Origin of the sequence: Paractinoplanes bogorensis (genome assembly GCF_018829635.1) — a bacterium.
GTDB classification, from domain to species: Bacteria; Actinomycetota; Actinomycetes; order Mycobacteriales; family Micromonosporaceae; genus Actinoplanes; species Actinoplanes bogorensis.
On sequence record NZ_JAHKKG010000006.1, the window covers coordinates 274,425 to 298,641 of the forward strand.

Below are 24,217 nucleotides of genomic sequence, written 5' to 3' on the forward strand. Positions count from 1 at the left end.
TGCTGTGAGTCCGGTCCCTCAGCGGTGTCGAGGGGTGCGCTCGGGGCCCTTGTCGGCGAAGAATGGGGCGCGGGAGGCGGGGTCTTGCGCGAGGTGAATTACGACGAGAGACAGCATCGGGTCTATGCGCGTGCTCGCGCGCTGCCGCCCGAGATGCTGACCGAGTGGGTGCACGTGTTCGCGCGGCACGCGCCCGGGCGCCGGCCGCTGACCGTGGTCGATGTCGGTTCGGGCACCGGCCGGTTCACGCCGGCGCTGGCCGACGAGTTCGGCGGCCCGGTCACCGGCGTCGAGCCCTACGACCGCATGCGCGAGGCGGCCGAGCTGCACGCGGCCCATCCCGGGGTCACCTACGTGCCCGGTTCGGCCACCGAGATCCCGGTGCCCGACCAGAGCTGCGACCTGGCCCTGCTGTTCCTGGTGCTGCACCACGTGCGTGACCACGCCGCCGCCGCGGCCGAGCTGGCCCGGGTGCTCAAGCCGGGCGGCCGGGTGCTGATCCGCAGCCTGTTCCCCGACCGCATGCCCGAGCTGCCCTGGTACAGCTACTTCCCCGGCATCCGCCTGATCGACGAGCAGATCTTCCCGCGGCTCGATCCGCTGCTCGAGACCTTCACCGCGGCCGGCCTGCGGCTGGTCACGGTCGAGCGGGTGCAGGAACGCATCGCCGACAGCCTGGCCGACTACGAGAACCGGCTCAAGCTGCGTGGCTCGTCGACGTTCGAGCGGCTCACCGAGGAAGAGATCGCCGTCGGCTTCGAGGCGCTCGACGCCGCCGTCCGGGCCGAGCGCCGCCCCCGCCCCGTCGAGGAAGAGAGCGACCTGCTCGTTCTGGAGCTCCCCGCCGAGCCCACGGCCACGATCTAGCCGAGCGCTGCCGCCTTGTGCAGCAGCACCGCGCGTTCGCGGGCATTGCCGCACAGGCGGGCGGCCAGCTCGAGTTCGGCGCGGGCCTCGCCGGTGCGGCCGAGCCTGGTGAGCAGCTCACCGCGCACGCTCGGCAACAGGTGCGAGCCGGGCAGCCGATCCCGTGCCACCAGCTCGTCCACCATGGTCAGGGCCTCGCCGGGGGCGCCGGCCATGGCGACCGCCACGGCCCGGTTCAGCTCGACCACTGGTGACGGCGCGACCCGGCCCAGCGCCTCGTAGAGCAGCACGATCCGCTCCCAGTCGGTCTCGGCGACCGACCGGGCATGGGCGTGACAGGCAGCGATGGCGGCCTGCAGCCCGTACGGGCCCAGCCCGCGCCCGGCCGACGTCGCCTGCGCCAGCGCGGCCAGCCCCCGGCGGATCGCCGAGAAGTCCCAGCGCCGCCGGTCCTGCTGCTCGAGCAGGATCGCCTCGCCGTCCGGGCCCGTCCGGGCCGGGAACCGGGACGCGGTCAGCTCGCACAACGCGATCAGCCCGAACACCTCCGGCTCGCCCGGCAGCAGGGCGGCCAGGGTGCGTGCGAGCCGGATCGCCTCGTACGCGAGATCGGGCCGCAGCAGATCGTCGCCCGCGGTCGCCGTGGAGCCCTCCGTGAAGATCACGTAGAGGACGCTGAGCACCCCGCCCAGACGTGCCTTGCGGTCGGCGGCCGGCGGCACCTCGAACGGCACCCGGGCCGCCGCGATCGTCTTCTTGGCCCGGGTGATCCGCGCCTGGATCGTGGCCACCGGCACCAGGAACGCGCGGGCGATCTCCTCGCTGGACAGACCGCCGACCGTCCGCAGGGTCAGCGCCACCCGGGCCTCGGGGGAGAGGACCGGATGACACGCGACGAACATCAGCGCCAGCACGTCGTCGTCGATCCGGTCCGGATCCCAGAGATGGCCGTCACCGCCGTCGGACTCTCCGGTGGCCAGCAACGTGTATTTGTCGTCCCGGGCCGCCCGGCGGCGGAAGGCGTCGATCGCCCGCCGCCGGGCGGTGGCCAGCAGCCAGCCGACCGGATTGTCCGGGGCGCCGTCGCGCGGCCAGGAGACCAGTGCCTCGGCCACGGCCTCCTGGGCGACGTCCTCGGCCAGGTCGAGGTCGCCGGTGTAGCGGGCGAGGGCGCCGACGATCCGGGCCGACTCGATCCGCCAGACCGCCTCGACCGAGGTCACAGCTGCCCGGTCTGCTCGCGCCAGGCCTTCTCCTTCTTGATCCACTCGTTGTCCTGCGGGAACTCGTCGACGCCGGGCACCCGCCGGATCTCGCACTTGGCGCCCGGGAAGGCCGGCATCCGCTTGGCCCACTCGACCGCCTCGTCCTTGGTGGCGACGTCGAGGATGTAGAAGCCGCCGAACAGCTCCTTGGTCTCCCCGTACGGGCCGTCGGTGACCACCGGGGTCTCGCCGCTCCACTCGACGACCACACCCTGTGCGGCGTCGTCCAGGCCCTCGGCCGCCACCAGGACGCCCGCCTTGATCAGCTCCTCGTTGAAGCGGCCGACGACCTCGAGCATCTCGTCGAACGACGCCTCGGCCATCTTCGCGTTGGACTCGTCGCTGCCCCGCATGATGAGCATGTACTTCGCCATGATCGCTCTCCTTGGTTCTGGTTCCGGTCGACTTTCTCATCCACAGGTCGAACGGCCCGGCGCCGGATCGACACGGCCCGCGAAAAACTTCGGCGAGCATGACTGCGCTAGATTTCGGGCCGGAATTCCGGTCTCGGGCAGGGAGTGCGTTGTGCGGTTCGTGTGGGCGATTGCCCTGGTAGCGCTGGTCGCCGGATGCACGTCGTCCGACCCTTCCCCGGCGCCGTCGGCCAACGGTGGCTCACCGCCGGCCTGGAGCGAGCCCGCCGACTACTCATACGTGCTCACCCGCGGGTGTGACGCGGCCAAGCCGCTGGGCCGCTATCAGGTGACCGTGGCGTCGGGTGCGGTCTCGGCCGCCGACCGCCTGGACGCCACGACGGTCACGCCGACGGCCTCGGCCGACGCAGACCTGGGCCCGGCCACCGGCGACAGCGGCGAGGAGATCGAGGCGTTCACGCTCAAGGAACTGCTCGAGATGGCCCAGACCGCCACCGACGACGGCGCCCAGGTGTCGACCACCTACGACACCGCCGACGGCCACCCGACCAAGGTGTCGATCGACGTCGGCCAGGGCCCCGAGTGCTGGAGCGTCGCCGACTACAAGGCCTGACCCTGGTCGAGCCGGGCGACCCGCCGCGGTCCCGCCGTGAGCCGGTAACTGGCGTCGATCAGCTCGCCGACCTCGTCCCAGTCGGTGTCGTCGTCCAGGTGCAGGCCGAGCCACCCCGAGGGCGCCAGATAGGCGGGCAGGTAGCACCGCTCGTCGTCGGCCAGGGCGTCCCGCTCGTCCGGTTCGAGCAGCACCAGCAGCGAGTTGTCGTGCCGCACCCACTCGCCGTCCACCTTGACGCTGCCGCCGTAATAGGCGAACACCTTGGTGGTGAAGAACGCGGGATGCCCGTGCGAGATCTTCTCCGCCGCGTCCGGAAAACCGAGAGCGATTTCCCGTACGCGGGCCAGCAGCGGATTCGCATCGTCGAACATGATCGGGTGCGCCATCCCGTCAGTCTTACCGGATGAGCTCGCGCAGGGCCGCCCGTACCAGCGCCGGGTCCTGCGTCGTGGCCGTCCGTCGACTAACCCGGGAGCCGGGGGCCGGCCTCGCGCTGGGACGCCATCCACGCCTCGACGTCGTCGGCCGAGCGGGGCAGGCCGGCCGACAGGTTCTTCACGCCGTCGGCGGTGACCAGCACGTCGTCCTCGATGCGGATGCCGATGCCGCGCAGTTCCTCGGGGACCAGCTCGTCCTCGGGCTGGAAGTAGAGGCCCGGCTCGACCGTGAGCACGTAGCCCTCCTGCAGCGCCCCGTCGCGGTAGGCCTCGTTGCGGGCGTTGTTGCAGTCGTGCACGTCGATGCCCAGCATGTGGCCGAACCCGTGCAGCGTCCAGCGGCGGTAGACCGTGCTCTCCTCGGTCATCGCCTCGTCGACGCTCACCGGCAGCAGGCCCAGGTCGTTCAGCCCCTCGGCCAGCACCCGCATGCAGGCGGTGTGCACGTCCTTGAACAGCACGCCGGGGCGGATCGCGTCCATGCCGGCCTGCTGCGAGGCGTGCACGATGTCGTACACCTGGCGCTGCAGCGGTGAGAAGCGCCCGGACACCGGCACCGTACGGGTCACGTCGGCGGTGTAGAAGTTCTCGCCCTCGACGCCCATGTCCATCAGCAGCAGCTCGCCGGGCGTGGTGACGCCGGTGTTGCGCACCCAGTGCAGGATCGTCGCGTGCGCGCCGGCGCCGACGATCGAGCCGTAGCCGAGGTCGTTGCCGTCGTGCCGGGCCCGCAGCGCGAAGACGCCCTCGAGCAGCCTCTCCTTGACCCCGCGGTCGGCCGGCAGCACCCGGGCCACGTCTTCGAAGCCGCGGACGGTGGCGTCGATCGCGGCCTGCAGCTGGGCGATCTCCCACTCGTCCTTGACCAGCTTGAGCTCGCTCAGCGTCCAGGCCAGCTCGCGGTCGCGCGGGCGCTCCCGGTCGGGCTCGTAGGCCAGCACGGCCCGGTCGACCGCCGGGTCGATGCCGCGGAGCACCCGGGTGCGCCCGGGGGCCGAGTGGGCGAGCGCCGGGCCGAGCTCGGCCAGCGGGGCCGTCTCGAGGCCGAGCTCGGTCGACTTCTCGGCCAGCGTGTGGGTGCGGCCGATCCACAGCTCGCCGTTGCGGCTGCGGAAGAAGGCGTCGGTGTCCTTGGAGTTGCGCTGCCGGGTGTAGAGCACCGCGTCGTGCCCGGAGCCGCTGGGCCGCAGCACGAGCACGCTGTCGGGGTCGCGGTCGCCGGTCAGGTAGACGAAGTCGCTGCCCGGGCGGAACGGGTAGTCGGTGTCGTTGGCCCGGACCTTCTCGGAGCCGGACGGGATGATCAGCGTCTCGCCCGGGAACGCCTCGGAGAGGGCGTTGCGGCGCTTGGCGTAGTTGGGCACCTCGGGCAGGGGGCTGACGGCCAGCGGGTCGTCGCGCCAGCCGCCCCGCATGAACTGCAGGAACGCCTCGGGGAAACCGGGGTCGTGGGTCTCCGTCTTGGCCGCGGGTTGCGCCGCCTTCTGCTCGGCCATGCTGCCGCCCTCCGATGATCTCTGCCGGCGTGGGCGCGGGGTAGCCGGCCCGCCCCCGACGTTACCGTCTGGCCGTGCCGGTCAGCGCTCCGGCAGGGTCAGACAGGCCACCCGCGGACCGGCGGTGCCGGCCACTCCGGCCGCCGTCTTGGTCGGCTGAGCGTGCAGGATCAGCGACCGGGCCGACTCGCCGGCCGGAAAAGTCCATTTCAGCAGCGCCGTCGACGTCGCCTCGCCGTACCCGTCGGCGGTGAGGTCGAGCCAGACCTCGTTCATCGGGTTGGCGTACGAGGGGTCGACCGACGGCTTCGACGGGTCGGCCTGGTGCTGGTAGTGCGGACCGGCGTCGTCCGGCGTGGCCGTGCACGGCTGGGTGTGCAGATGGGCACCGTAGACCCGGCGGGGAACCAGTCCGGCCGCCTGAAGGCGTACCTCCATGGTCTGGGTGTTCTGGGCGATCGCGACCGAGGCGGTCGCGCCCGGCGGCACCACCGCGGGGTCGTACGTGATGGCGGTCGAGCCGGGCCGGTAGGGCAGGAACGTGCCCGAGGCGACCGTGTCGGGCGACCATGAACCGGCCGGGGACGGGCTGGCCGAGCCCTCGAAGACGGTCCAGGGCGAGGCCGAGGTGGTCACGGCGACCCGGTTGGTGGGTCCGACGTCGACCGAGTTCGTGCAGCCAGCGATCATGGTGAGGGGAACGGCCAGGGCGAGTACGCGCGACAACATCCGGTGATCATCCCAAAAGCGGACAATTTGGGCGAGTACTGGTGCCGCGCGTCCCTGGGCGAAAGGATTACGGCGGCGTTACACAGGAGGAGATGGCATGGGTTACGCGGTAGTGCTCGGCGAGGCGCTGATCGACCTCCAGGAGGCCGAGCGTGACGGCGAGGTGATCTACCGCCAGGCGATCGGCGGGGCGCCGCTGAACGTCGCGGTCGGCGCGACCCGGCTCGGCGGGCAGGTGCAATATGTCGGCTCGCTCAGCGACGACGTGCTCGGCAACCGGATCTCCGTGTTCCTGACCGAGAACGGCGTCGGCACGGCCGGCGTCAAGCGGGTCGCGGTGCCGACCACGCTGGCGGTCACGACCTTCGTGGGGGCCGAGCCGACCTTCACGTTCTACGGCGAGCCGCCGTCCTACTCGGTGCTCGGCCCGAACGACCTCGACACGGCGACCGTGGCCGGGGCCGACGTCGTCTACACCGGCTCGATCTGCCTGCTCCGCGAGCCGTTCCGGGCCGCCGCGCGGGCCGCGTGGGCGGTGCCCGGCCCGCTGCGCGTCTTCGACCCCAACGCCCGGCCCACCCTGCTGCCCGACGGCGCCGCGGTGACCCACCTGCGCGAGCTGTCCGAGGAGTTCTTCGCCACGGCCGACCTGGTCAAGCTGAGCGCGGCCGACGCCGAGGTGCTCTACGACGGCGCCTCGCCCGAGAAGGCCGCCGAGCGCATCCGCGACCTGGGGGCCAAGGCCGTCGTCGTCACCGCGGGCTCCAAGGGCGCCTACGTGTCGGCCGCCGACGGCGCCACCATGCTGGCCGCGCCCAAGGTCGACGCGGTCGACGCCACCGGCGCGGGCGACTCGGTGATGGGCGCCCTGGTCCGCCGCCTGCTCGCCGACGGCCTGCCCGCCGACCTCCAGGGCTGGGAGCGCAGCGTGCAGTTCGCGCTCAACGTGGCCGGCCTGGTCTGCGAGCGCCGTGGCGGCGCTGTGGCCATGCCGACCAACGAAGAGGTCATCGCCCGCTGGGGCGCCTAGGAATTGGCCTTCTCGATGAAGCGCTGACGGTCGAGCAGCATCCGCTCGACCGTCACCTCGGCGACCAGGGTCTCGCCCTCGCGCACCACGACCCCGAAGAACAGCTTGCGCCCGTCCACCTTGTCGAGGGTGGCCAGCGCGTGCACCTGGCGTCCGACCGGCGTGGCCGCCAGGTGGGCGACCTCGGCCCGCACCCCGACGGTGGTGACGCCACCCGGGATCAGGCGGGCGGTCGCGGCGACCGTGGCCGCCTCGGCCAGCGCCAGGACCCGCGGCGTGGCCAGCACGGGCACATCGCCCGAACCGAGGGCCTGGGCGGTGTCGGCGTCGGTGACGGTCAATTCCACCCGCGCGCTGAGACCGGGCGAGAACTCCGGAAGCTCCATACCGAAGAGCTTAGGGCCCGTCCGGCCGCTGCCAATACGCCTCGTCGCGCGGAGCGGCCGCGGCGGGCGAGGTCGGGAGGACGGTGGCCGGGCCCCGCGCGTTCCGGGCCCGTACGGCCAGCTCGGCCGCCAGCGCGTACGCCTCGGCCAGGTCCCGGTCCTTGGCCTGGCCGGCCCGTCCGCGCGCGGTGTCGGCATAGACGGTGGCCAGCCCGAGCGTCCGCTGCAGCGGGCCCTGCACCACCCGGACACTCTGCAAGCGCGCGTACGGCACCAGGTGCATCTCGCGGGTCAGCAGCCCCCACCGGGTCACCAGCACCTCGGGCGTCAGGCCGACACCGATCGCCCGCAGCGAGAACGGGTTGAGCCAGCGGGCCCGCGCCGGCGGTGGCGTGGTGGCCAGCGCGGCCAGGTCGACCCCGGGCAGCACGTCCCAGACCAGGGCCCGGGCGGTGGCGAACTCGCCCACCGGCAGCAGCCGGTCGGAGCTCTTGGAGTCGCCGCCCGGCTCGCCCGCGTTCCCGGCGATGGCCAGGCGCAGATGCAGCCAGCCCTGACCGCGCCAGAGCAGCGGCCAGGTCGCCCCGACCGCCTGGACCCGGTTCAGCGGTACGACCTGGCTGCGTGTCTCGAGCAGGCCGTAGCGTACGGCCAGACGGCCCTCGGGATCACGGGCCAGCCGGAAGTCCCAGTCCTGCAGCACGCGGCGCACCGGCTGCAGCAGCACGCCGGCCATGGCCGTCACCGTGCTGGCGATGCCGATGAAGGTCCACGACCCCTCCATCACGAACTGCAGCACCACGAACGCCACGCCGACCGGCAGGAAGAACGCCTGCGGGGTGAGCAGCTGGCTGACCACCAGGTCACGGTTGCTGACCCGCAGCATCGGACGCTCGAGGGCTGGTGCGGCCGGTGCCTCGCCGACCGGCTGGTCGGTGGGTTGCGCTCCGACCGCGGCCGTACGACCGGCGAGCCGCAGCAGACGATCGCGCAGGGAGCTCGCCTCGCGCACCGTCAGGTAGGCCAGCGGAGCCTCGGTCTTGCCCCCGCCGATCACCTCCAGGCGCAGCTCGGCCAGCCCGGTGAGCTGGGCCAGCAGGGGACGCCGGAGCTCGACCGTCTGGAGCCGCTCGAGCGGGATGGCCCGGTTGCGCCGCCGCACCACGCCGTCGGAGATGCGCAGCTCGCGCCCGACCACCTGATAGCCCGTGGTCAGCCAGCCGACGATGGAGAAGATCACCACACCGACCGCGATGACCGCCACGACCAGCGTGAACCGTTCCAGCCCGACCTGGGACAGGGTCTGCCAGGAGAGCGCCGCCACGATCACCGCGATGCTCTTGGCGCCGTGCAGCACCGGGCTGAGCGGGTGCAGGCGGCGGCGTGGCTCCGGCTCGGTGAGGGCGGTGCCTGGGGGCTCGGCGGCGGTCACAGTCCCTCGGCCCGGTCCTCGCCCAGCGCCGTGAGCCGGTCGCGCAGCCGCGACGCCTCGGCCGGGGCCAGCCCGGGTATCTGCGCGTCGCTGGCCGCGGCGGCCGTGTGCAACTGCACGGTGGCCAGCCCGAACGCGCGTTCGAGGGGGCCGGCCGTGACGTCGACGAACTGCATCCGGGCGTACGGGACGATGGAGAGCCGCCGCACCAGCAGGCCGTGGCGGACGAGAAGGTCGTTGTCGCGCTCGGCGTAGCCCCAGGCGCGGACCGCCCGGACGGTGACGAAGGAGCGCCAGATCGCGTTCAGCACGAGCAGCGCGATGCCGAGTTTCCACAGCCAGTGGCCCTGCAGCACCAGGCCGACGACGAGGCCGGCGATCAGGATCAGCGTCCAGACCCAGCGGACGATCAGCTCCACAGTGATCAGCTTGGGCGAGACCGGGCGCCAATCCACGGTGTCGGGCCAGGGCGTGAGGGCGTCGACGGTCACCTCTTGACCCTACGAGATCGGCGCATCCGGCGCCGCACCGAAGGGCGTCACTTCGCGCAGGAATCCGCGCATCTCCAGGAACTGGCCGAGCGTGGGACGGTGATCGTCGCAGGCCAGCCACGTTTTCCGGTAGTCCGGGGTGTGCAGCTTGGGGTTGTTCCACCGCAGGGTCCACGAGGCGCTCGCGCGGCATCCCTTGGAGGAGCACTGGGCGTAGGAGGGGCCATCCACACCCTCAAGAATATTGAGCGCCGGGCGACCACGGGGGAAGCCGCCCGGCGACGTGGAGAATGTTACACGCTTCCCGGTGCGGCGCATCCTCCCGGCGTGGGTGCCCGTTCCGGCGCATCGCGCAGAAAGATCGACACCTCCGACCCATGGCCAGGCGCCCTCCCGGCGCGTAATGCGACACCACGAGCGCGCTCTCAGGTCGGTCGTGTAAGTCTTGAGCGTCACCAGATGGCATTTCGACCGCTGTGGAGGACCGGTGGCTCAGCCGCTCACGCCCGAGACCGAGACGAACAACGGCGCTGTCGGGCCGGTTCCCCCGGCTCAGGACGCGTCCCAGCTCGAGCGCGCGATGTTCGAGGTCAAGCGGGTGATCGTCGGGCAGGACCGGATGGTCGAGCGCATGTTCGTGGCGCTGCTGGCCCGCGGGCACTGCCTGCTCGAGGGTGTGCCCGGCGTGGCCAAGACGCTCGCCGTCGAGACGCTGGCCCGGGTCGTCGGCGGCAGCTTCTCCCGCGTCCAGTTCACGCCCGACCTGGTGCCGGCCGACATCGTCGGCACCCGCATCTATCGCCAGTCGAGCGAGAAGTTCGACGTCGAGCTCGGCCCGGTGTTCGTCAACTTCCTGCTCGCCGACGAGATCAACCGGGCCCCGGCCAAGGTGCAGTCGGCCCTGCTCGAGGTGATGGCCGAGCACCAGGTGTCGATCGGCGGCCAGAGCCACGAGGTGCCGACCCCGTTCCTGGTCATGGCCACGCAGAACCCGATCGAGCAGGAGGGCGTCTACCCGCTCCCCGAGGCCCAGCGCGACCGGTTCCTGATGAAGATCCTGGTCGGCTACCCGACCGACGCCGAGGAGCGCGAGATCGTCTATCGGATGGGCGTGAGCGCCCCCGAGCCCAAGACGGTCTTCACCACCGAAGACCTGCTCGGCCTGCAGCGCCGGGCCGACCAGGTGTTCGTGCACAACGCCCTGGTCGACTACACGGTCCGCCTGGTGCTGGCCACCCGCGCCCCGGCCCAGCACGGCATGCCCGACGTGGCCTCGCTGATCCAGTACGGCGCCAGCCCGCGCGCCTCGCTCGGCATCGTCCGCGCGACCCGGGCCCTGGCCCTGATGCGCGGCCGCGACTACGCCCTGCCCCAGGACGTGCAGGACATCGCCCCCGACATCCTGCGGCACCGCCTGGTGCTCAGCTACGACGCGCTGGCCGACGACATCCCGGCCGACCACATCGTGGCCCGCATCATGCAGAGCGTGCCGCTGCCGTCGGTCGCCGCCCGGCAGGGCACGTCGCCCAACGGCACCCACCCGGCCGCGCCGGTCAGCGGCGGCCCGCAGCCCCAGATCGGTGCCGTATGGCCGGCCCAGCACTGAGCGCCGACTCCGGCACCGCCCGGGCCGAGGCCGTCCTCTCCCGGTTGCAGCTGCTGGTCACCCGCAAACTCGACGGCCTGCTTCAGGGCGACTACGTGGGTCTGCTGCCCGGTCCGGGCAGCGAGGCCGGCGAGTCGCGCGAATACCGGCCCGGCGACGACGTGCGCCGGATGGACTGGCCGGTCACCGCGCGCACCACGATGCCGCACGTCCGCCGCACGGTGGCCGACCGCGAGCTCGAGACCTGGATGGCGATCGACCTGAGCGCCAGCCTCGACTTCGGCACCGCCAAGATGCTCAAACGTGACCTGGTGCTGGCCGCGGCCACGGCGATGGCCCATCTGACCGTACGCGGCGGGAACCGCATCGGTGCTGTCGTCGGCACCGGGTCCTCCCCGCTGCCGGCCCCGAGCCGGTGGGGCCGCAAACGGGAGCCCGCTCCCGATCCGCACCCGTCGGTCGTCCGGATGCCCGCCCGCCCCGGCCGCAAGGAGGCCCAGGGGCTGTTGCGGGCGATCGCCCACACCGAGATCCGGCCCGGCCGCACCGACCTCGGCGCCCTGATCGACATGCTGAACCGGCCGCCCCGCCGCCGCGGGGTGGCCGTGGTCATCTCCGACTTCATGGCCCCGGTCGACGGCTGGTCGCGGCCGGTCCGCAAGCTCGCCGTACGGCACGACGTGCTCGCCGTCGAGGTCGTCGACCCGCGCGAGCTCGAACTGCCCGACGTCGGCGTGCTCACCCTGGCCGACCCCGAGACCGGCGCCCTGCACGAGGTGCAGACGGCCGACCCGGCGCTGCGCCGGCGCTACGCCGAGGCCGCGGCCGAGCAGCGCGGCGCGATCGCCCGTACGCTGCGCGCGGCCGGCGCCGCCCATCTTCGCCTGCGCACCGACACCGACTGGCTGCTGGACGTGGTTAGATTCGTGGCCGCCCAGCGACACGCACGCACCCGGGGGACGACCCGATGATCCGTTTCCTCGAGCCCTGGTGGCTCCTGGCAGTGCTGCCCGTGCTGATCTTCGCCGGCCTCTACACGTGGCGGCAGTTCCGCAAGCGGCAGTACGCGATGCGTTTCACCAACGTGGACCTGCTGCGCACGCTCGCCCCCAAGGGCCTGGGCTGGCGCCGGCACGTGTCCGCGGCCGCGTTCCTGTTGTCCCTGCTGACCCTCGGCACGGCCCTGGCCCGCCCGTCGGTCGACAAGGAAGAGCCGCTCGAACGCGCCACGGTGATGCTGGCGATCGACGTCTCGCTCTCGATGGAGGCCGACGACGTCGCCCCCAACCGCATCGAGGCGGCTCAGGAGGCGGCCAAGGCGTTCGTCAACGAGCTCCCGCAGACCTACAACCTGGGCCTGGTCTCGTTCGCCAAGGCGGCCAACGTGCTGGTGCCGCCGACCAAGGACCGCTCGCAGGTGATCACCGCGATCGACGGGCTGACCCTGGCCGAGGCGACCGCGACCGGCGAGGCCGTGTTCACGTCGCTCGACGCCATCCGCTCGGTGCCGGCCGACGGGGCCGACGGCGCGCCCCCGGCCCGGATCGTGCTGCTCTCCGACGGCTACCGCACGTCGGGCCGCTCGATCGAAGACGCGGCCACCGCGGCGTCCCAGGCCAACGTCCCGGTCTCGACGATTGCCTTCGGCACCGACACCGGCGTGGTCGACATCCGCGGTGCCCTGCAGCGGGTGCCGGTCGACCGGTTGTCGCTGCAGCAGCTGGCCGAGAACACCAAGGGCTACTTCTACGAGGCGGCGTCGGTCAGCGAGCTCAAGCAGGTGTACGAGGACATGGGCAGCTCGATCGGCCACCGGGTGGAGCCCCGCGAGGTGACACAGTGGTACGCGGGGCTGGCGTTGCTGCTGGGGCTGGTGGCGGCCGGGCTCTCGTTACTGTGGACGTCCCGGCTGCCCTGATCAGGGCGTGCTGTGTGCGAGCACGAACAGCACGACCACGTACATGGCCGCGAACGTGAACGTCAGGGGCGCGATCATCTTCTTCATCGGGAGACTTCTTCCGCTCGGTGACTGGCGTTTCAGCGCACGTCACGTCGCGGCCGGCACCCATGCATCCGGCGTCGCGGCGCACACGACTCAGACCCGGGCCGCGGTCTCACGGCGTACGGGAAAGGGATGTGGGGTTTTCTGAATGTCAGCGGTCAGGCGCGCTGACGAACGGCCCGGCCACGACTAGGAGGATCGCTATCTCGCACAGCGATCACCTCCAGCAAGTCGAATCGGCGTCAGGACCGCACGCGACTCTACCCCTTAAGCCGCTCCTAAGAAACGCGCCCCGGCGTCTCGTGTCGAGGACCACCCGAGAGGACGATGTCGCCCACCGCCTTCAGGGTGGAGCTTCCCGGAACGAGGTAGTAGTCGTGCCCGGCCACCCCGTCGGTGGGCAGTTCCCGCGCGCCGAACCCGGGTGACGTCGGGCGCCGCCCCAGCCCCAGGCCGAACACGCGCACCTGCGGGATGCGGCGGATCCAGTCGGTCGGGGCCAGCGCCGACCACAACCGCGCGCCGCCCAGCTCGTCCGCGCCGGCGACCCCGATGCCGGGCGCGCCCAGCGTGACCACGTCGCCGACCCCGGGCAGTGCCTTGGCGGCCAGCCCGACGACGATCGAGCCGTAGCTGTGTCCGATGAGCGTCATCGCTACGCCGGGCCGCATGCTCTGGATCTCGGTGACGAAGGTGGTGAGGGCGACCGCCCCGGCCCGGGCGCGGCCCTCGGTGGCCGCGGCCAGACCGATGCCCTCCGGCGGGTCGTAGCCGAGCCAGGCGATCACGGCGGTGTGCGGGTCGCGCTTGCTGACCAGGTCGAAGAGGGCGCGGGCCTGCCGGCCGGGCGCCCGCCGGGGGACACCGCCGAGTCCCCGGTCGAAGTCGGCCAGGGTGGTGTCGACGCCGGGGACGAGGACGGCGACCCGGGTGGCGGTGGCGAGGTCACCCAGCACCTCCACGGCGCGGCCGTCGCCGGAGGGGTCGAACTCGAGGAAGTGGCGGCCCTCGGCGGCCCAGTTCGCGTACGGGCAGCCTGTGGACAACATGCGGACGGCGGTCTCGCGGTATGCGTCTGCTGTGGACAACTGCGGCCAAGATCGCTGCGCTGCGGCTAGGCTGCCCACCCTGGGTGGGGCGGCGGCGGCAGCAACAGCAACTGCATCGACGGCGGCGGGCGGTACGGACGCGGCCAGCGCGACCACACTGGTCAGGGCAACGGCGAGCGGCAGGATTCGCATGCCCCGGAGCGTCGGTCCGAGGTGACCCCCGGATCGTCACACCACAGACCGCAATCGATAGTGATACCTGGGTATGACAGCCCCTTTGACCGGCCCCGACGCCTTGGGCATAGCCCATCGGGCAGCTTGTGAGCCGGATTCACGCGGACCTACCGTCGGTGCAATTCCGAACCCGAGCAATGGGGGTGGGTCATGCCCATGTGTCTGCCGGCCGCGGTGTTGCGATGAGCACAGCCGAGACGACTCCGGCGGCTCCGCCCGCGGTGGTCTGGTCCGGGCCGGGGCAGATCCGGCGTCTCGCCACCGCGATCGCGCTCGGCGAGGCGGCCGGCGTGCTGGTGCCGGTGGTGGTGATCGCGCTGATGGCCCGGATCAGCACCGAGGCCATGTATGTTCGGTCGCTCTATGTGCCGCTGGCCCTGCTGTTCGCCGCGTTGCAGGTCGGCTTTGACGTGAGCAACCAGGTGGCGGCGTCGGTCAGCCGGGGCGCCGGCCGGCCGCACGACGTGCTCCCGGTCGCGGCCAGCATGGCCCGGATCGGCCTGGCCGTCTGGGGAACGGTCAGCGTGGCGCTGATCGTCGCCGCGCCCGGCCTGGCGTCGCTGCTGAGCGTGCCGGACGCCTCGGCCGGTGACTTCGTCGCCTTCACCCGGTGGGCCGCCCTGGCCAACCTGATCTTCTTCCCGACCGTGCTGCTGTCGTCGAGCCTGCGGGGTTTCGGCCGTCCGCGGTCGGCCGCCGCGGTCGTGCTGACCGGCGCGATCGTCGAGGTCGGCGGCGTCGCGATCCTGGGCTTCGGCACCGATCTCGGGGTCTTCGCCCTGCCGGTCGCGATCGGGGCCGGGGGCGTGGCCGCGCTCACCGTCGGCGCGGTGCAGGTCTACCGGAGCGGCCTGTGGCGGGCGCGGGCGCCGATGGTGTGGCGGCCCGAGGCGGTCGGCAAGCTGACCTCGGTCGGGCTGCCGGTCGCGATGTCCTTCGTGATCATGGCGGTCGCGAACGCCGGTCTGTTGTGGGCGCTCGGTCCGTTCGGGTCCGACGTGGTCTCCGGCTATTCGGCCGCCGGCGCGCTGCAGAACCTGCTCATCGTGCCCGCCTCGGCGCTCGGGTCGGCCACCGCCATCGTGCTCAACCAGCTCCGCGGCGCGGGCCGGCCGGGCGACGGGCCGGCCGTGCTGCGGGCCGGGATCGGCCTGACCGCGGCGGTCTACGCGGTGCTGGCGGCCGCCATCTGGCTGGGCCGGGAACCGCTGTCCCAGCTGCTGGCCGGTGAGGCGGCGGTGTCCTCGCAGACCGTGACCTTCCTGACCATCGTCGGGCTGACGTACTTCTGCCTGGGCCTGAACGTGATGACGCTGCTGCTGATCGAGCAGATCGGCGGCGGGGTGATCGCGCTCGTGCTCAACGTGCCCTACTTCGGCGGCATGGTGGTGCTGGGCAGCTACCTGGCGCGCAGCCAGCACGACCCGTCGGCGCTGTACTGGACCATCGCCGTGCTGAACATCTGCGGCATGCTGATCGTCCCGTTCGTCACGTGGCGGCACGTCCGCCGGATCAGCCGGGCGGAGGCTCGATGAGCCGGCTGTCCTGGCGGCCGGGCGACGTCCGGCTCAGCGTGGCGATCATGCACCACCCGGTCCGCGGCGACGCCGCGGACCGGATCGTCGAGGCCTGCCGCCCGCTGGTCGCGCGGGTGGTGACCGATCCGGCTCCGAACGCCGTCCGCAGTCCGTTGCGGACGGCCAAAGTGGCCTGGGCCGCGATCGCCGAGGGGGCCACCCACCACCTGGTGCTGCAGGACGACGCGCGGGTCGCCGACGGTTTCGCCGATCTGGTGGCCGAGGCGATCGCCGGCCGCCCGCGGCACGGCATCGCGCTCTACACCGACTGGATCAGCCCGCAGAACAGCTACCTGTCCCGGCTGGCGGCGGTCGCCGGGTCGCCGTGGGCGCCGCTGTCGCCGATGGAGTGGACCCCGGCGCTGGCCTTCCTGCTGCCGGCCGGCACCGCGGCCGAACTGGCGAGCTATCTGGCACCGATCCCGGACGAGGTGACCGACGACGACCAGATGATGGCCCGGTTCTGCCGCGAGCGGTCGGTGCCGCTGCTGGCCACCGTGCCCCACCTGGTCGACAACCGGGGGATGCCCACGCTGATCAGCGGGCACGGCGGCCGGCACCACGCCACCGTGTGGGCCGCACCGGCCGTGCCGCCCGCCGGGCACTGGGACGTCGACCCGCGGATCGACGAGGCCCTCGCCGCGCGGTCGCAGTACCGGCGGCACGACGAGTACGTGGTGCAGGTCAAGGATTCGCGATGCTCGATCCGGCTGCTCCGGCCGCGCACCGGCGAGCCGGGCGGCAACGAGTTCTGCTGGTACTGGGACGACTGGTGCGACCTGATCGGGGTCGGCGGCCGCGAGGTGACGGCCGGGCTGGCCGCCTGTCTGGACACCCTGGACCACCGGCCACCGCCCCGGGTGGCCACCGAGATCTGGGCCGCCGGCTACCTGCTCGGCCTGGACGCCGCGCAGGTCCGCCGCGGATTGTCGGCGCCGCTGGCCGTCGCCACGCCCGGCGCGATCCGGGCCGCGGTCTCCTCGTGGGTGCACGCGGGCCTGGCCGCGCCGCTGGACGCCGCCGACCGGGCGGCACTGATCGAGCTCGGCTCGGCTGCGGTCGCCCTCGGGCTGCGCCGCCGGAGACCGGACCCCCTTGTCGCGGCCGGCGTTCCGGCCGGCGCCCATGGAGAGGACATCCCGCATGACAACCCTTACCACCACAACTGAGGAGCCGGCGCTCGGCACCGTGGTCGACCGGATGGCGCGTCGCGAGGTCGCGGCGCATTTCCTGATTCCGGCCGACCAGCCGCCCGGGGTCATCCGGCCCCCGGCGCCCCCGATGGCCGTGCGGATCCGGACCTGTCCGGTCTGCCGGGCCGACTCCGGCACCTTCCGGGCGTCCGGCATTCCGCTGCCTTTCGCGGAGTGGCGGATCGTCGACGCGGACGAGACCGGTGCCGGGGATCTGCCCACGATGACCCTGCTCGGCTGCGAGTGGTTCGCGCCGCGGGCCCTGCTGCCGGTGGCCCTGGCGATCGAGCGGTTCGGCCCGGTCGTGGCGAGCGGGTTCCGCAGCCGGGCGGTCGCCCTGACCGAACTGCCCGGGTGGCCGTTCGGCGCCGCGCTGGCCGAGATCGACCAGCAGGAGGACTGGCTGGACGTGGTGCTCGCGGGCACGGCGGACGGCTTCCCGGCCCGTACGGCGTGCACTGTGCCCGCCGCCAGCCGTCCGGTCAGCCCGGCCGTCACCTGGGGCGCCTACCGCGACTCGCTCACCGCCCGCTTCGCCGGCCCGCACGCCTCCGACACCGACGACGGCCGCTGGAACGCGCGCTATCTGGAGATCCGCCGGACCACCGCCGCGCAGACCCTGCGGGGGTACGCGACATGCCCCGCCTGACCTCGGACGTGCGGTGGCGGGAGGCGCCGTTCACCGGTTCCCGCGCGATCACCGAGCACCTGACGTGGGGGCAGGTGCTGGTGGAACGGGACATGCGACGGATGCCTCCGGGCACCGCCTACAACGTCACGGTGCCGGTGCTGATCCCCGAGGGCGTCGGCCTGGCCGACGTCTGTTCCGCGGTCGGGGCGCTGGCGAGCCGGTTCGAGGCCCTGCGGACCAGATTCCCGCGTCACGACGGCCACCTGGTCCAGGAGGTCGTGGCCACCGGGGCCGTCCCGATCGCGGTCTGGTCGGACGACGGCCCGCCCGGCGAGTTCGCGGCCGGAGCGCGCGACCTCGACGAGCAGCTCGAGGCGACCGCTTTCGACCACGAGAGAGATTTTCCCGTACGGGTCCTCGTGTGCGTCCATCACGAGGTGCCCCGGGCGCTCGTGCTCTGCATCTCGCACCTGGTGACCGACCTGCAGAGCAGCCGGCTGGCCGCACGGGTGCTGTCCGAGCTGCTGGCCGCCCGGGCGACCGGGGCGCCGGATCCGGACGTCCCCGAGATGGTGCAGCCGGCCGATCTGGCGGTCTTCGAGCGGTCGGCCCGCGGCCGTACGGTCAGCGCGGCCGCGGTCGCCCACCTGCGCCGCCAGCTGACGGCGGTGCCGCTGGACAACTTCGCCGCGGTCCGGCCGGTGGCCCCGGCCGAGCCCCGGTTCTGGCGGGGCGTGGTCGACTCGGCGGTGTCCGGACCCGCACTGGGGATGCTGGCCGAGCGGTACCGCACCAGCACCGCCACCGTCGCCCTGGCGGTGACCGCGGCCCTGCTGGGCTCGGTCGCCGGCACCGACCGGTGCGCGCTGCTGCTGGTGACCGGCAACCGCACCACGGCGCCGCTGCGGGCCTCGGTCGGCACGCTGACCCAGCACATGCCGGCCGTGGTCGACCTGACCGGCCCGAACTTCTCCGACCTGGTCCGGCACTGCTGGGGCACCGCGATGCGGGCGTTCCGGCACGGCCGGTTCGATCCGGTCGACGGCTGGGCCGCGCTCGACGAGGTGACCCGGGAGCGCGGGGCCGAGCCGGAGATCCGGTCGTTCTTCAACGACATGCGCGGCGGCCAGGACCAGGAAATCCCGGAACCGGCCGAATCAGAGTTCCGGTGGACCGAGCGCCGGGCGGCCGGCTCGTCGTTCTTCATGGAGCTCGGCGACGTGCTCCACGCGCCGGGCCGGTTGCGCTGGACCCTGCTCGCCGACACGACGCTGCTGCCGCCGGACACCATCCGGGCCGTGCTGTTCGGAGTGGATCGTCTGCTCGTGCGCCTGCTCGACACCGATCTGCTCCTCTCCGAGGTGGCCCGGGCCGCCGGACTCCCCGGCGGGGTGGTGGCCGCCGGCTGACGGGGTCACCGTAAGGGGCCGGGGCGGGACAGCGGTTGCTGTCCCGCCCCGGTCTTCACTGCTGGGCGGTGGTGGCCAGCTCCGGCCGGGCGGGATCGGCCTGCGGAGCGGGGGACTCCGGCGGCCGTCCGCCCAGGAAGCGGGGGGCCCACCAGGCGGCGCGCCCGAGCAGTGTCATGGTCGCCGGCACCAGCAGCATCCGGACGATCGCGGCGTCGATCACGACGGCCAGCACCAGTCCCAGGCCGACCTCCTTGATCGGCGCGAAACCACCGGTCATGAACCCGGCGAAGGTGACCGCGAGGAGCAGGGCGGCCGCGGTCACGATGCCACCGCTGCGCTGCAGACCTTCCCGTACGGCCAGATCGGGCGCGACGCCGGCCATCCGGCGCTCGCGGATCCGGGACAGGACGAAGATCTCGTAGTCGGTGGAGAGCCCGAACGCGATGGCCGCCACCACGACCGGGACGGTCAGGTCGATGCCGTCCTGCTTCTCGCCGCCGAGCAGCCCGGCCAGGTGCCCGTCCTGGAAGACCCAGACCACCACGCCGAGCGAGGCGACCAGGCTCAGCACGTTGGTGATGAGTGCCTTGAGCGGGATCAGCACCGACCGGGTGAAGGCCAGCAGCAGCACGAAGGTGGCCAGCAGGACGATGCCGCCGACGATCGGTCCCCGGTCGCGCAGCTCCTGCTTGTAGTCGACCAGCCGGGCCGCGTCCCCGGTCACCTGCACCTCGAACGGCGCGTCGAGGGCGCGGATGTCACGGACCGCCTGCGCGGTGTCCGGGCTGCTGGTCGGGTTTTTCGGGGTCGCCTGCAGGACGGTCAGGCCGCCGCCGCTGCGGCCCGGGTTGACCACCTCGATGCCGGGGACGGCCGCGATCTGCCGCTGCAGCGTGGCCAGTTCGGGGCTGTCCGGGGCGGTGTGCGCGGCCACCGTGATGGCGCTCGGGCCGGCCTGGGCCGGGAAGTGCTCGCGCAGCGCCTCGGTGAGCTGCCGGGTCGCGCTGTCGGCGGGCAGCGACTTCGGGTTGCTGGTGTCCAGCTGCAGGCCGGTGATCGACAGGCCGGCCACGACCAGGCCGATCAGCACCAGGAAGGCGGTCAGCGCGGGCATCTTCTGGACGCCGCGGGCGACCGCGGCGAACGCCCGGCCCTTCTCGCCCTTGCCGCGAGCCGGCTTGATCTTGTTGCGCAGCAGCTGGAGCAGCGCGGGCAGCAGGGTGATGGCGGCGAGCATGTCGATCAGCACCACCGCGGCGCCGGCCACGCCGATCGACCGGAGGAACGGATCGGTGAACGCCACCAGGCTGACCAGGCTGACCGCCACGGTGAGGCCGGAGAAGACGATGGTGCGGCCGGCCCGCTCGGACGCCTTGGCGAGGGCCTCGGCCGGGTCGCTGATCGTCGCCCGTTCCTCGCGGAACCGGCTGACCATGAGCAGCGCGTAGTCCACGCCGAGACCGATGGCGAGCATCGTGGTGACCTGGATGGAGTAGATCGAGACGTCGGTGAAGAAGCTCATCACCAGCAGTGCCGAGAACGTGCCGCCCACGCCGACCAGGGCGATCAGCAGCGGCAGGCCGGCCGCGACGAGCGACATGAAGACCAGCAGCAGCAACAGCAGGAGCAGCGGGGCCGAGATGATCTCGGCGCGCCGGGTGTCCGAGGTGGCCTGGTTGTTGAACTCGCGGTCGGTCAGCGGACCGCCGGACACCGTCACGGTGGCGCCGGAGATGCTGGTCAGTTCCTTCTGCACCTTGTCGGCGAGCAGGTCACCGCTGTGCGCCAGCTCGACGTTGAGCAGCACCGCCTGACCGTCCACGGCCTTGGGCGAGGCCGGGCCGAACGGGTCGTTCACGGCCAGGACGCCGTCGATGGCCTTGAGGTCGGTGACGGCCCCGGTGACCGCGCTCTTGAAGGCCGGGTCGGTCGTCGAGGGGCCGCTCACCACGGCGTTGATCACCGGGGGCGAGAGCTTGGCGTCGCCGATCGCCTTGGCCCCCTGCTGGGACTCGCTGCCGGGGATGGCGCCGACGGTGGTGGTCATCCGGGCGAACACGCCGTTGCCGACCGTGAAGCCGGCCGCGGCGATCACCAGCCAGATGACGAGCACGAAGGCGGGTCGCCTGCGTGCGAAGCGGGTAACGGCACGGATCATCACAAAGCTCCTCAGACGGGAAGATCGCTGTGACTTCATCCTGGTGATCCGGGCCGTCCGGCGGATCGCCGACGAGAGCGAAATCCGATCTCCCCCCAGCGGGGGAGACGAGCCTCAGTCGAGCGCCTCGCCCGGGCTGATCAGGCCGGCCTCATACGAGAAGACCACCGCCTGAACCCGGTCCCGCAGGCCGAGTTTGGTCAGCACGTTGCTCACGTGGGTCTTGACCGTGTGGTCGCTCACGCTCAGGTGGGTGGCGATCTCGGCATTGGACAGTCCGCGCGCGACCAGCCGCAACGTCTCCCGCTCGCGGGTGGTCAGCTCGTCCAGCAGGGCCGGTGGGCGCAGCGCGGCGTGCGGCCGGCGCAGCAGGTCGGCGATCACCCGCCGGGTCACCGTGGGCGCCAGCAACGCCTCCCCCTGGGCGACGACCCGCACCGCGTCGACCAGTTCGGCTCGGCGCATGGTCTTGAGCAGGAAGCCGTTGGCGCCCGCCCGCAACGCGTCGTGGACGTGCTCGTCGACGTCGAAGGTGGTCAGGATCAGCACCCGGGCGTCGGTGGTGGCACAGATCCGCCGGGTGGCCTCGATGCCGTCGATCGGGCCGTCCATCCGGATGTCCATCACCACCACGTCGGGCTGTTTCTCGGCCACCACCCGCAGCGCCTCGAGGCCGTCGGCCGCCTCGCCGACCACCGTCATGTCGGCCTCGGCGTCGAGGATCATGGCGAAGCCGCCCCGGACGAGCTCCTGGTCGTCGACGACCACGATGCGCAACATGTCCGGGCACTCCTCGATCGGTGAATCACTCGGTGGGCAGGACGGCACTCACCACGAAGCCGGCGCCCGCCGGGTCGGACCCGGCGTAGACCTCGCCGCCGCACGCCGTGACCCGCTCCCGCATGCCCATCATTCCGTACCCGCTCTTGACGTCGGTCGCGCCGGTGCCGTCGTCGGTGATCGTCAGGCGCAGGTCGTCCTCGGTGAACTCGATCAGTACGTCCACCTTGGACGCGTGGGCGTGCCGGATGGTGTTGGTCAGCGATTCCTGGACGACGCGGTAAACGGTGGCGTCGGCCTCGGAGGCCAGCGGGCGTTCCCGTCCCCGCCGGCGCAGGGTGACGACCAGCCCGCTGCGCCGCGCGTCGTCGAGCACGCCGGGCACGTCGGCCAGGCCGGGCCCGGGGCGGGCCGACACCTCGCCCTCGGCCGACCGCAGCGCGGCCAGCGAACGCCGGAGCTGGGCGATCGCGGTCCGGCCGCTCTCCGCGATCACCTCGAACGTCTTCTCGGCCCGTTCCGGATCGTTGCGGGTCATCACCGGTCCGGCCTCGGCCTGCACCACCATCACGGCCACCGTGTGGGCGACGATGTCGTGCACCTCGCGGGCGATCCGGTTGCGGTCGCGGACCGCGGCGGCGGCACGTTCCTCCTCGTGCCGGGCCGAGCGTTCCTCGAGCATGGCGATCCGGTCGCGCCGGCCGCGGGTCCCGATGCCCAGGCTGTACGCGGCCACGTAGGCCATCCCGACGTAGCCGAAGGTGGCCCAGTCCTCGCCCGGCACGATCAGCGACACCACCACCGCCACCGACTGCACCCCGATCGCGATCTGCCGCCAGGGCGAGGGGCTGATCAGGGCGAACGTGTACGTCGCGACGAGCGACCCGAACGGCAGCGGCGGCAACTGGTGCGCCAGCCCGAGCACGCTGATCGCCGCGCCCACGATCGCGGTGGTGAGCAGCGGGTTGCGGCGGCGCCAGAACAGCGGCAGCGACGCCCCGGCCGCGGCCACCAGATGCCACCACTGCCCGTCCCGCGAGAGCAGCACGGGCAGGGCGGTGGCGACGAACACGCCGACCGCGATCACCCCGTCCAGCCACGGTTCCGCGTTGCGGGGCAGGCGCGGCGGCCACGACCGGGCGACCGCCCGCAGATAGGTGGGCAGCGGCACGAGCGGCTCCTGACCGTGGGGCGAGGGGACCCCAGTATGGCGCCGGCCCGCCCGCTCCGATGAGCCCCGATGTCCTGTTTAGGACATCGAGGTGGCCCGGCCGCTCGCCGGATCGGTTGGATGAAGACTCCTGAATGAGAAGGAGACACCACGTGGGCACAGTCCGCGTCGCCATCGCCGGGGTCGGCAACTGTGCCGCCTCGCTGGTACAGGGCGTCGAGTACTACCGGAACGCTTCTGCCGGCGACTCCGTTCCCGGTCTCATGCACGTCGTCTTCGGCGACTACCACGTCGGCGACATCGAGTTCGTCGCCGCCTTCGACGTGGACGCCAAGAAGGTCGGCCAGGACCTGTCCGAGGCCATCGTCGCGAGCGGGAACAACACCATCAAGATCTGCGACGTTCCCCCGTCCGGGGTCACCGTCCAGCGCGGTCCGACCCTGGACGGTCTCGGCGAGTACTACCGGGAGGTGATCGACGAGTCCGGTCAGCAGGCGGTGGACGTGGTCCGGGCGCTGCGCGAATCCGGGGCCGACGTCCTGGTGTCGTACCTGCCGGTGGGCTCGGACGAGGCCGACCGCTTCTACGCCCAGTGCGCGATCGAGGCCGGGGTGGCGTTCGTCAACGCCCTGCCGGTCTTCATCGCCTCCGACCCGGTGTGGGCGGCCCGGTTCACCGAGGCCGGGGTGCCGATCGTCGGCGACGACATCAAGTCGCAGGTCGGCGCGACCATCACCCACCGGGTGCTGGCCAAGCTGTTCGAGGACCGCGGGGTCCGGCTGGAGCGGACCTACCAGCTCAACTTCGGCGGCAACATGGACTTCATGAACATGCTGGAGCGCAAGCGGCTGGCCTCCAAGAAGATCTCCAAGACCCGGGCCGTCACGTCGCAGGTGCCGCGCGAGATGGCGAACAGCGACGTCCACATCGGGCCCAGCGACTACGTGCCGTTCCTCGAGGACCGCAAGTACGCGCTGGTCCGGCTCGAGGGCCGGGCCTTCGGCGACGTGCCGCTGCAGCTGGAGTACAAGCTCGAGGTGTGGGACTCGCCCAACTCGGCCGGCGTGATCATCGACGCCGTCCGCGCCGCCAAGATCGCCTTGGACCGGGGGATCGGCGGGCCGCTGCTCTCCGCCTCGTCCTACTTCATGAAGTCGCCGGCCGAGCAGTACGACGACGCCACCGCCCGCGACGCCGTCGAGCGCTTCATCCGCGGCGAGATCGACCGCTGAGCACGCCGCACCAGAGCTGAGGGGGAGCCGGGGGTGACCGGCTCCCCCT

At 72.3% G+C, this 24,217-nt stretch carries 24 protein-coding genes; 11 read left to right on the plus strand and 13 right to left on the minus strand.

Annotated elements, in window-relative coordinates; all coding sequences use genetic code 11:
- The first annotated feature begins 93 nt into the window (after window positions 1-93).
- On the plus strand, window positions 94-867 hold the full coding sequence (locus KOI35_RS20370; protein WP_308121121.1) for a class I SAM-dependent methyltransferase: 774 nt from the start codon (window positions 94-96) through the stop codon (window positions 865-867).
- On the opposite strand, the gene KOI35_RS20375 is transcribed toward KOI35_RS20370, so the two are convergent.
- Entirely contained in the window at window positions 864-2,090 is a 1,227-nt protein-coding gene (locus tag KOI35_RS20375; protein ID WP_308121080.1) for an RNA polymerase sigma factor, read from the minus strand. The two genes, KOI35_RS20370 and KOI35_RS20375, sit on opposite strands and share 4 nt — an antisense overlap.
- The gene (locus tag KOI35_RS20380; protein WP_215789089.1) at window positions 2,087-2,506 is read right to left on the minus strand and encodes a YciI family protein; all 420 of its coding nucleotides are present in this window, start codon (window positions 2,504-2,506) and stop codon (window positions 2,087-2,089) included. Before KOI35_RS20380 ends, KOI35_RS20375 begins: the two co-directional genes overlap by 4 nt.
- Window positions 2,507-2,657: 151 nt before the next feature.
- Here KOI35_RS20380 and KOI35_RS20385 point away from each other — a divergent pair, with 151 nt between their 5' ends.
- The gene (locus tag KOI35_RS20385) at window positions 2,658-3,119 is read left to right on the plus strand and encodes a DUF6174 domain-containing protein (RefSeq protein ID WP_215789090.1); all 462 of its coding nucleotides are present in this window, start codon (window positions 2,658-2,660) and stop codon (window positions 3,117-3,119) included.
- Here KOI35_RS20385 and KOI35_RS20390 read toward each other — a convergent pair.
- The 3 genes from KOI35_RS20390 to KOI35_RS20400 all read right to left on the minus strand — a co-directional run bounded on the left by KOI35_RS20390 (window position 3,107) and on the right by KOI35_RS20400 (window position 5,784).
- A complete protein-coding gene (locus KOI35_RS20390; RefSeq protein ID WP_215789091.1) occupies window positions 3,107-3,508 on the minus strand; it encodes an MmcQ/YjbR family DNA-binding protein in 402 nt (133 codons plus the stop codon). The two genes, KOI35_RS20385 and KOI35_RS20390, sit on opposite strands and share 13 nt — an antisense overlap.
- Before the next feature lie 77 nt (window positions 3,509-3,585).
- Entirely contained in the window at window positions 3,586-5,055 is a 1,470-nt protein-coding gene (locus KOI35_RS20395; RefSeq protein ID WP_215789092.1) for an aminopeptidase P family protein, read from the minus strand.
- Between the two features lie 81 nt (window positions 5,056-5,136).
- Window positions 5,137-5,784 carry a superoxide dismutase family protein gene (locus KOI35_RS20400; RefSeq protein ID WP_246613441.1) on the minus strand — a complete coding sequence of 216 codons (648 nt, stop codon included), beginning with the start codon at window positions 5,782-5,784 and terminating at the stop codon, window positions 5,137-5,139.
- A gap of 97 nt (window positions 5,785-5,881) precedes the next feature.
- Between KOI35_RS20400 and KOI35_RS20405 the strand changes: the two genes are divergently transcribed.
- A complete protein-coding gene (locus KOI35_RS20405; protein ID WP_215789093.1) occupies window positions 5,882-6,814 on the plus strand; it encodes a carbohydrate kinase family protein in 933 nt (310 codons plus the stop codon).
- On the opposite strand, the gene KOI35_RS20410 is transcribed toward KOI35_RS20405, so the two are convergent.
- Genes KOI35_RS20410 through KOI35_RS20425 form a run of 4 tightly spaced genes read right to left on the minus strand, consistent with a single transcriptional unit; the run spans window position 6,811 to window position 9,354 of the window.
- Window positions 6,811-7,200, minus strand: a complete 390-nt coding sequence (locus tag KOI35_RS20410) for a thioesterase family protein (RefSeq protein WP_215789094.1) — start codon at window positions 7,198-7,200, stop codon at window positions 6,811-6,813. The genes KOI35_RS20405 and KOI35_RS20410 overlap by 4 nt on opposite strands.
- Before the next feature lie 10 nt (window positions 7,201-7,210).
- A complete protein-coding gene (locus KOI35_RS20415) occupies window positions 7,211-8,632 on the minus strand; it encodes a PH domain-containing protein (RefSeq protein WP_215789095.1) in 1,422 nt (473 codons plus the stop codon).
- Window positions 8,629-9,123 carry a PH domain-containing protein gene (locus KOI35_RS20420; protein WP_215789096.1) on the minus strand — a complete coding sequence of 165 codons (495 nt, stop codon included), beginning with the start codon at window positions 9,121-9,123 and terminating at the stop codon, window positions 8,629-8,631. The genes KOI35_RS20415 and KOI35_RS20420 overlap by 4 nt, the downstream gene beginning before the upstream one ends.
- A gap of 9 nt (window positions 9,124-9,132) precedes the next feature.
- On the minus strand, window positions 9,133-9,354 hold the full coding sequence (locus KOI35_RS20425) for a hypothetical protein (RefSeq protein ID WP_246613624.1): 222 nt from the start codon (window positions 9,352-9,354) through the stop codon (window positions 9,133-9,135).
- Window positions 9,355-9,610: 256 nt separating this feature from the next.
- Between KOI35_RS20425 and KOI35_RS20430 the strand changes: the two genes are divergently transcribed.
- From KOI35_RS20430 to KOI35_RS20440, 3 genes are read left to right on the plus strand one after another with little or no spacing between them, the layout of a single operon-like run.
- Window positions 9,611-10,729 carry an AAA family ATPase gene (locus tag KOI35_RS20430; protein WP_308121081.1) on the plus strand — a complete coding sequence of 373 codons (1,119 nt, stop codon included), beginning with the start codon at window positions 9,611-9,613 and terminating at the stop codon, window positions 10,727-10,729.
- A complete protein-coding gene (locus tag KOI35_RS20435) occupies window positions 10,711-11,700 on the plus strand; it encodes a DUF58 domain-containing protein (protein ID WP_215789097.1) in 990 nt (329 codons plus the stop codon). Before KOI35_RS20430 ends, KOI35_RS20435 begins: the two co-directional genes overlap by 19 nt.
- Window positions 11,697-12,647, plus strand: a complete 951-nt coding sequence (locus KOI35_RS20440) for a 26S proteasome regulatory subunit RPN10 (RefSeq protein ID WP_215789098.1) — start codon at window positions 11,697-11,699, stop codon at window positions 12,645-12,647. The genes KOI35_RS20435 and KOI35_RS20440 overlap by 4 nt, the downstream gene beginning before the upstream one ends.
- Before the next feature lie 362 nt (window positions 12,648-13,009).
- On the opposite strand, the gene KOI35_RS20445 is transcribed toward KOI35_RS20440, so the two are convergent.
- Window positions 13,010-13,972: an alpha/beta hydrolase gene (locus tag KOI35_RS20445; protein ID WP_246613443.1), complete on the minus strand. Its 963-nt coding sequence runs from the start codon at window positions 13,970-13,972 to the stop codon at window positions 13,010-13,012.
- A gap of 224 nt (window positions 13,973-14,196) precedes the next feature.
- Here KOI35_RS20445 and KOI35_RS20450 point away from each other — a divergent pair, with 224 nt between their 5' ends.
- From KOI35_RS20450 to KOI35_RS20465, 4 genes are read left to right on the plus strand one after another with little or no spacing between them, the layout of a single operon-like run.
- The gene (locus KOI35_RS20450; RefSeq protein WP_215789099.1) at window positions 14,197-15,549 is read left to right on the plus strand and encodes an MATE family efflux transporter; all 1,353 of its coding nucleotides are present in this window, start codon (window positions 14,197-14,199) and stop codon (window positions 15,547-15,549) included.
- Window positions 15,546-16,760 carry a hypothetical protein gene (locus tag KOI35_RS20455; RefSeq protein ID WP_215789100.1) on the plus strand — a complete coding sequence of 405 codons (1,215 nt, stop codon included), beginning with the start codon at window positions 15,546-15,548 and terminating at the stop codon, window positions 16,758-16,760. The genes KOI35_RS20450 and KOI35_RS20455 overlap by 4 nt, the downstream gene beginning before the upstream one ends.
- Window positions 16,735-17,433, plus strand: coding sequence for a hypothetical protein (locus KOI35_RS20460; RefSeq protein WP_215789101.1), 699 nt, complete (start codon window positions 16,735-16,737; stop codon window positions 17,431-17,433). Before KOI35_RS20455 ends, KOI35_RS20460 begins: the two co-directional genes overlap by 26 nt.
- Window positions 17,421-18,824: a condensation domain-containing protein gene (locus KOI35_RS20465; RefSeq protein ID WP_215789102.1), complete on the plus strand. Its 1,404-nt coding sequence runs from the start codon at window positions 17,421-17,423 to the stop codon at window positions 18,822-18,824. Before KOI35_RS20460 ends, KOI35_RS20465 begins: the two co-directional genes overlap by 13 nt.
- A gap of 55 nt (window positions 18,825-18,879) precedes the next feature.
- Here the strand turns inward: KOI35_RS20465 and KOI35_RS20470 are convergent, their stop codons facing one another.
- The 3 genes from KOI35_RS20470 to KOI35_RS20480 form a co-directional block, all read right to left on the minus strand.
- Complete coding sequence (locus tag KOI35_RS20470; RefSeq protein WP_215789103.1) at window positions 18,880-20,985, minus strand: MMPL family transporter; 2,106 nt, start codon at window positions 20,983-20,985, stop codon at window positions 18,880-18,882.
- A 114-nt stretch (window positions 20,986-21,099) separates the two neighbouring features.
- Window positions 21,100-21,765 carry a response regulator gene (locus KOI35_RS20475; RefSeq protein WP_215789104.1) on the minus strand — a complete coding sequence of 222 codons (666 nt, stop codon included), beginning with the start codon at window positions 21,763-21,765 and terminating at the stop codon, window positions 21,100-21,102.
- A 25-nt stretch (window positions 21,766-21,790) separates the two neighbouring features.
- On the minus strand, window positions 21,791-22,936 hold the full coding sequence (locus KOI35_RS20480; protein ID WP_215789105.1) for a sensor histidine kinase: 1,146 nt from the start codon (window positions 22,934-22,936) through the stop codon (window positions 21,791-21,793).
- 152 nt (window positions 22,937-23,088) lie between these two features.
- Here KOI35_RS20480 and KOI35_RS20485 point away from each other — a divergent pair, with 152 nt between their 5' ends.
- Entirely contained in the window at window positions 23,089-24,168 is a 1,080-nt protein-coding gene (locus KOI35_RS20485) for an inositol-3-phosphate synthase (protein ID WP_215789106.1), read from the plus strand.
- Window positions 24,169-24,217 lie beyond the last annotated feature (49 nt).

Excerpts from the sequence above, each read along its gene's own strand:
- KOI35_RS20380 (WP_215789089.1), bottom strand. The coding sequence starts at position 2,506 with ATGGCGAAGTACATGCTCATCATGCGGGGCAGCGACGAGTCCAACGCG.
- KOI35_RS20390 (WP_215789091.1), bottom strand. The coding sequence starts at position 3,508 with ATGGCGCACCCGATCATGTTCGACGATGCGAATCCGCTGCTGGCCCGC.
- KOI35_RS20395 (WP_215789092.1), bottom strand. The coding sequence starts at position 5,055 with ATGGCCGAGCAGAAGGCGGCGCAACCCGCGGCCAAGACGGAGACCCAC.
- KOI35_RS20400 (WP_246613441.1), bottom strand. The coding sequence starts at position 5,784 with ATGTTGTCGCGCGTACTCGCCCTGGCCGTTCCCCTCACCATGATCGCT.
- KOI35_RS20405 (WP_215789093.1), top strand. The coding sequence starts at position 5,882 with ATGGGTTACGCGGTAGTGCTCGGCGAGGCGCTGATCGACCTCCAGGAG.
- KOI35_RS20410 (WP_215789094.1), bottom strand. The coding sequence starts at position 7,200 with ATGGAGCTTCCGGAGTTCTCGCCCGGTCTCAGCGCGCGGGTGGAATTG.
- KOI35_RS20435 (WP_215789097.1), top strand. The coding sequence starts at position 10,711 with ATGGCCGGCCCAGCACTGAGCGCCGACTCCGGCACCGCCCGGGCCGAG.
- KOI35_RS20440 (WP_215789098.1), top strand. The coding sequence starts at position 11,697 with ATGATCCGTTTCCTCGAGCCCTGGTGGCTCCTGGCAGTGCTGCCCGTG.
- KOI35_RS20445 (WP_246613443.1), bottom strand. The coding sequence starts at position 13,972 with ATGCGAATCCTGCCGCTCGCCGTTGCCCTGACCAGTGTGGTCGCGCTG.
- KOI35_RS20450 (WP_215789099.1), top strand. The coding sequence starts at position 14,197 with ATGAGCACAGCCGAGACGACTCCGGCGGCTCCGCCCGCGGTGGTCTGG.
- KOI35_RS20455 (WP_215789100.1), top strand. The coding sequence starts at position 15,546 with ATGAGCCGGCTGTCCTGGCGGCCGGGCGACGTCCGGCTCAGCGTGGCG.
- KOI35_RS20460 (WP_215789101.1), top strand. The coding sequence starts at position 16,735 with ATGACAACCCTTACCACCACAACTGAGGAGCCGGCGCTCGGCACCGTG.
- KOI35_RS20465 (WP_215789102.1), top strand. The coding sequence starts at position 17,421 with ATGCCCCGCCTGACCTCGGACGTGCGGTGGCGGGAGGCGCCGTTCACC.
- KOI35_RS20470 (WP_215789103.1), bottom strand. The coding sequence starts at position 20,985 with ATGATCCGTGCCGTTACCCGCTTCGCACGCAGGCGACCCGCCTTCGTG.
- KOI35_RS20475 (WP_215789104.1), bottom strand. The coding sequence starts at position 21,765 with ATGTTGCGCATCGTGGTCGTCGACGACCAGGAGCTCGTCCGGGGCGGC.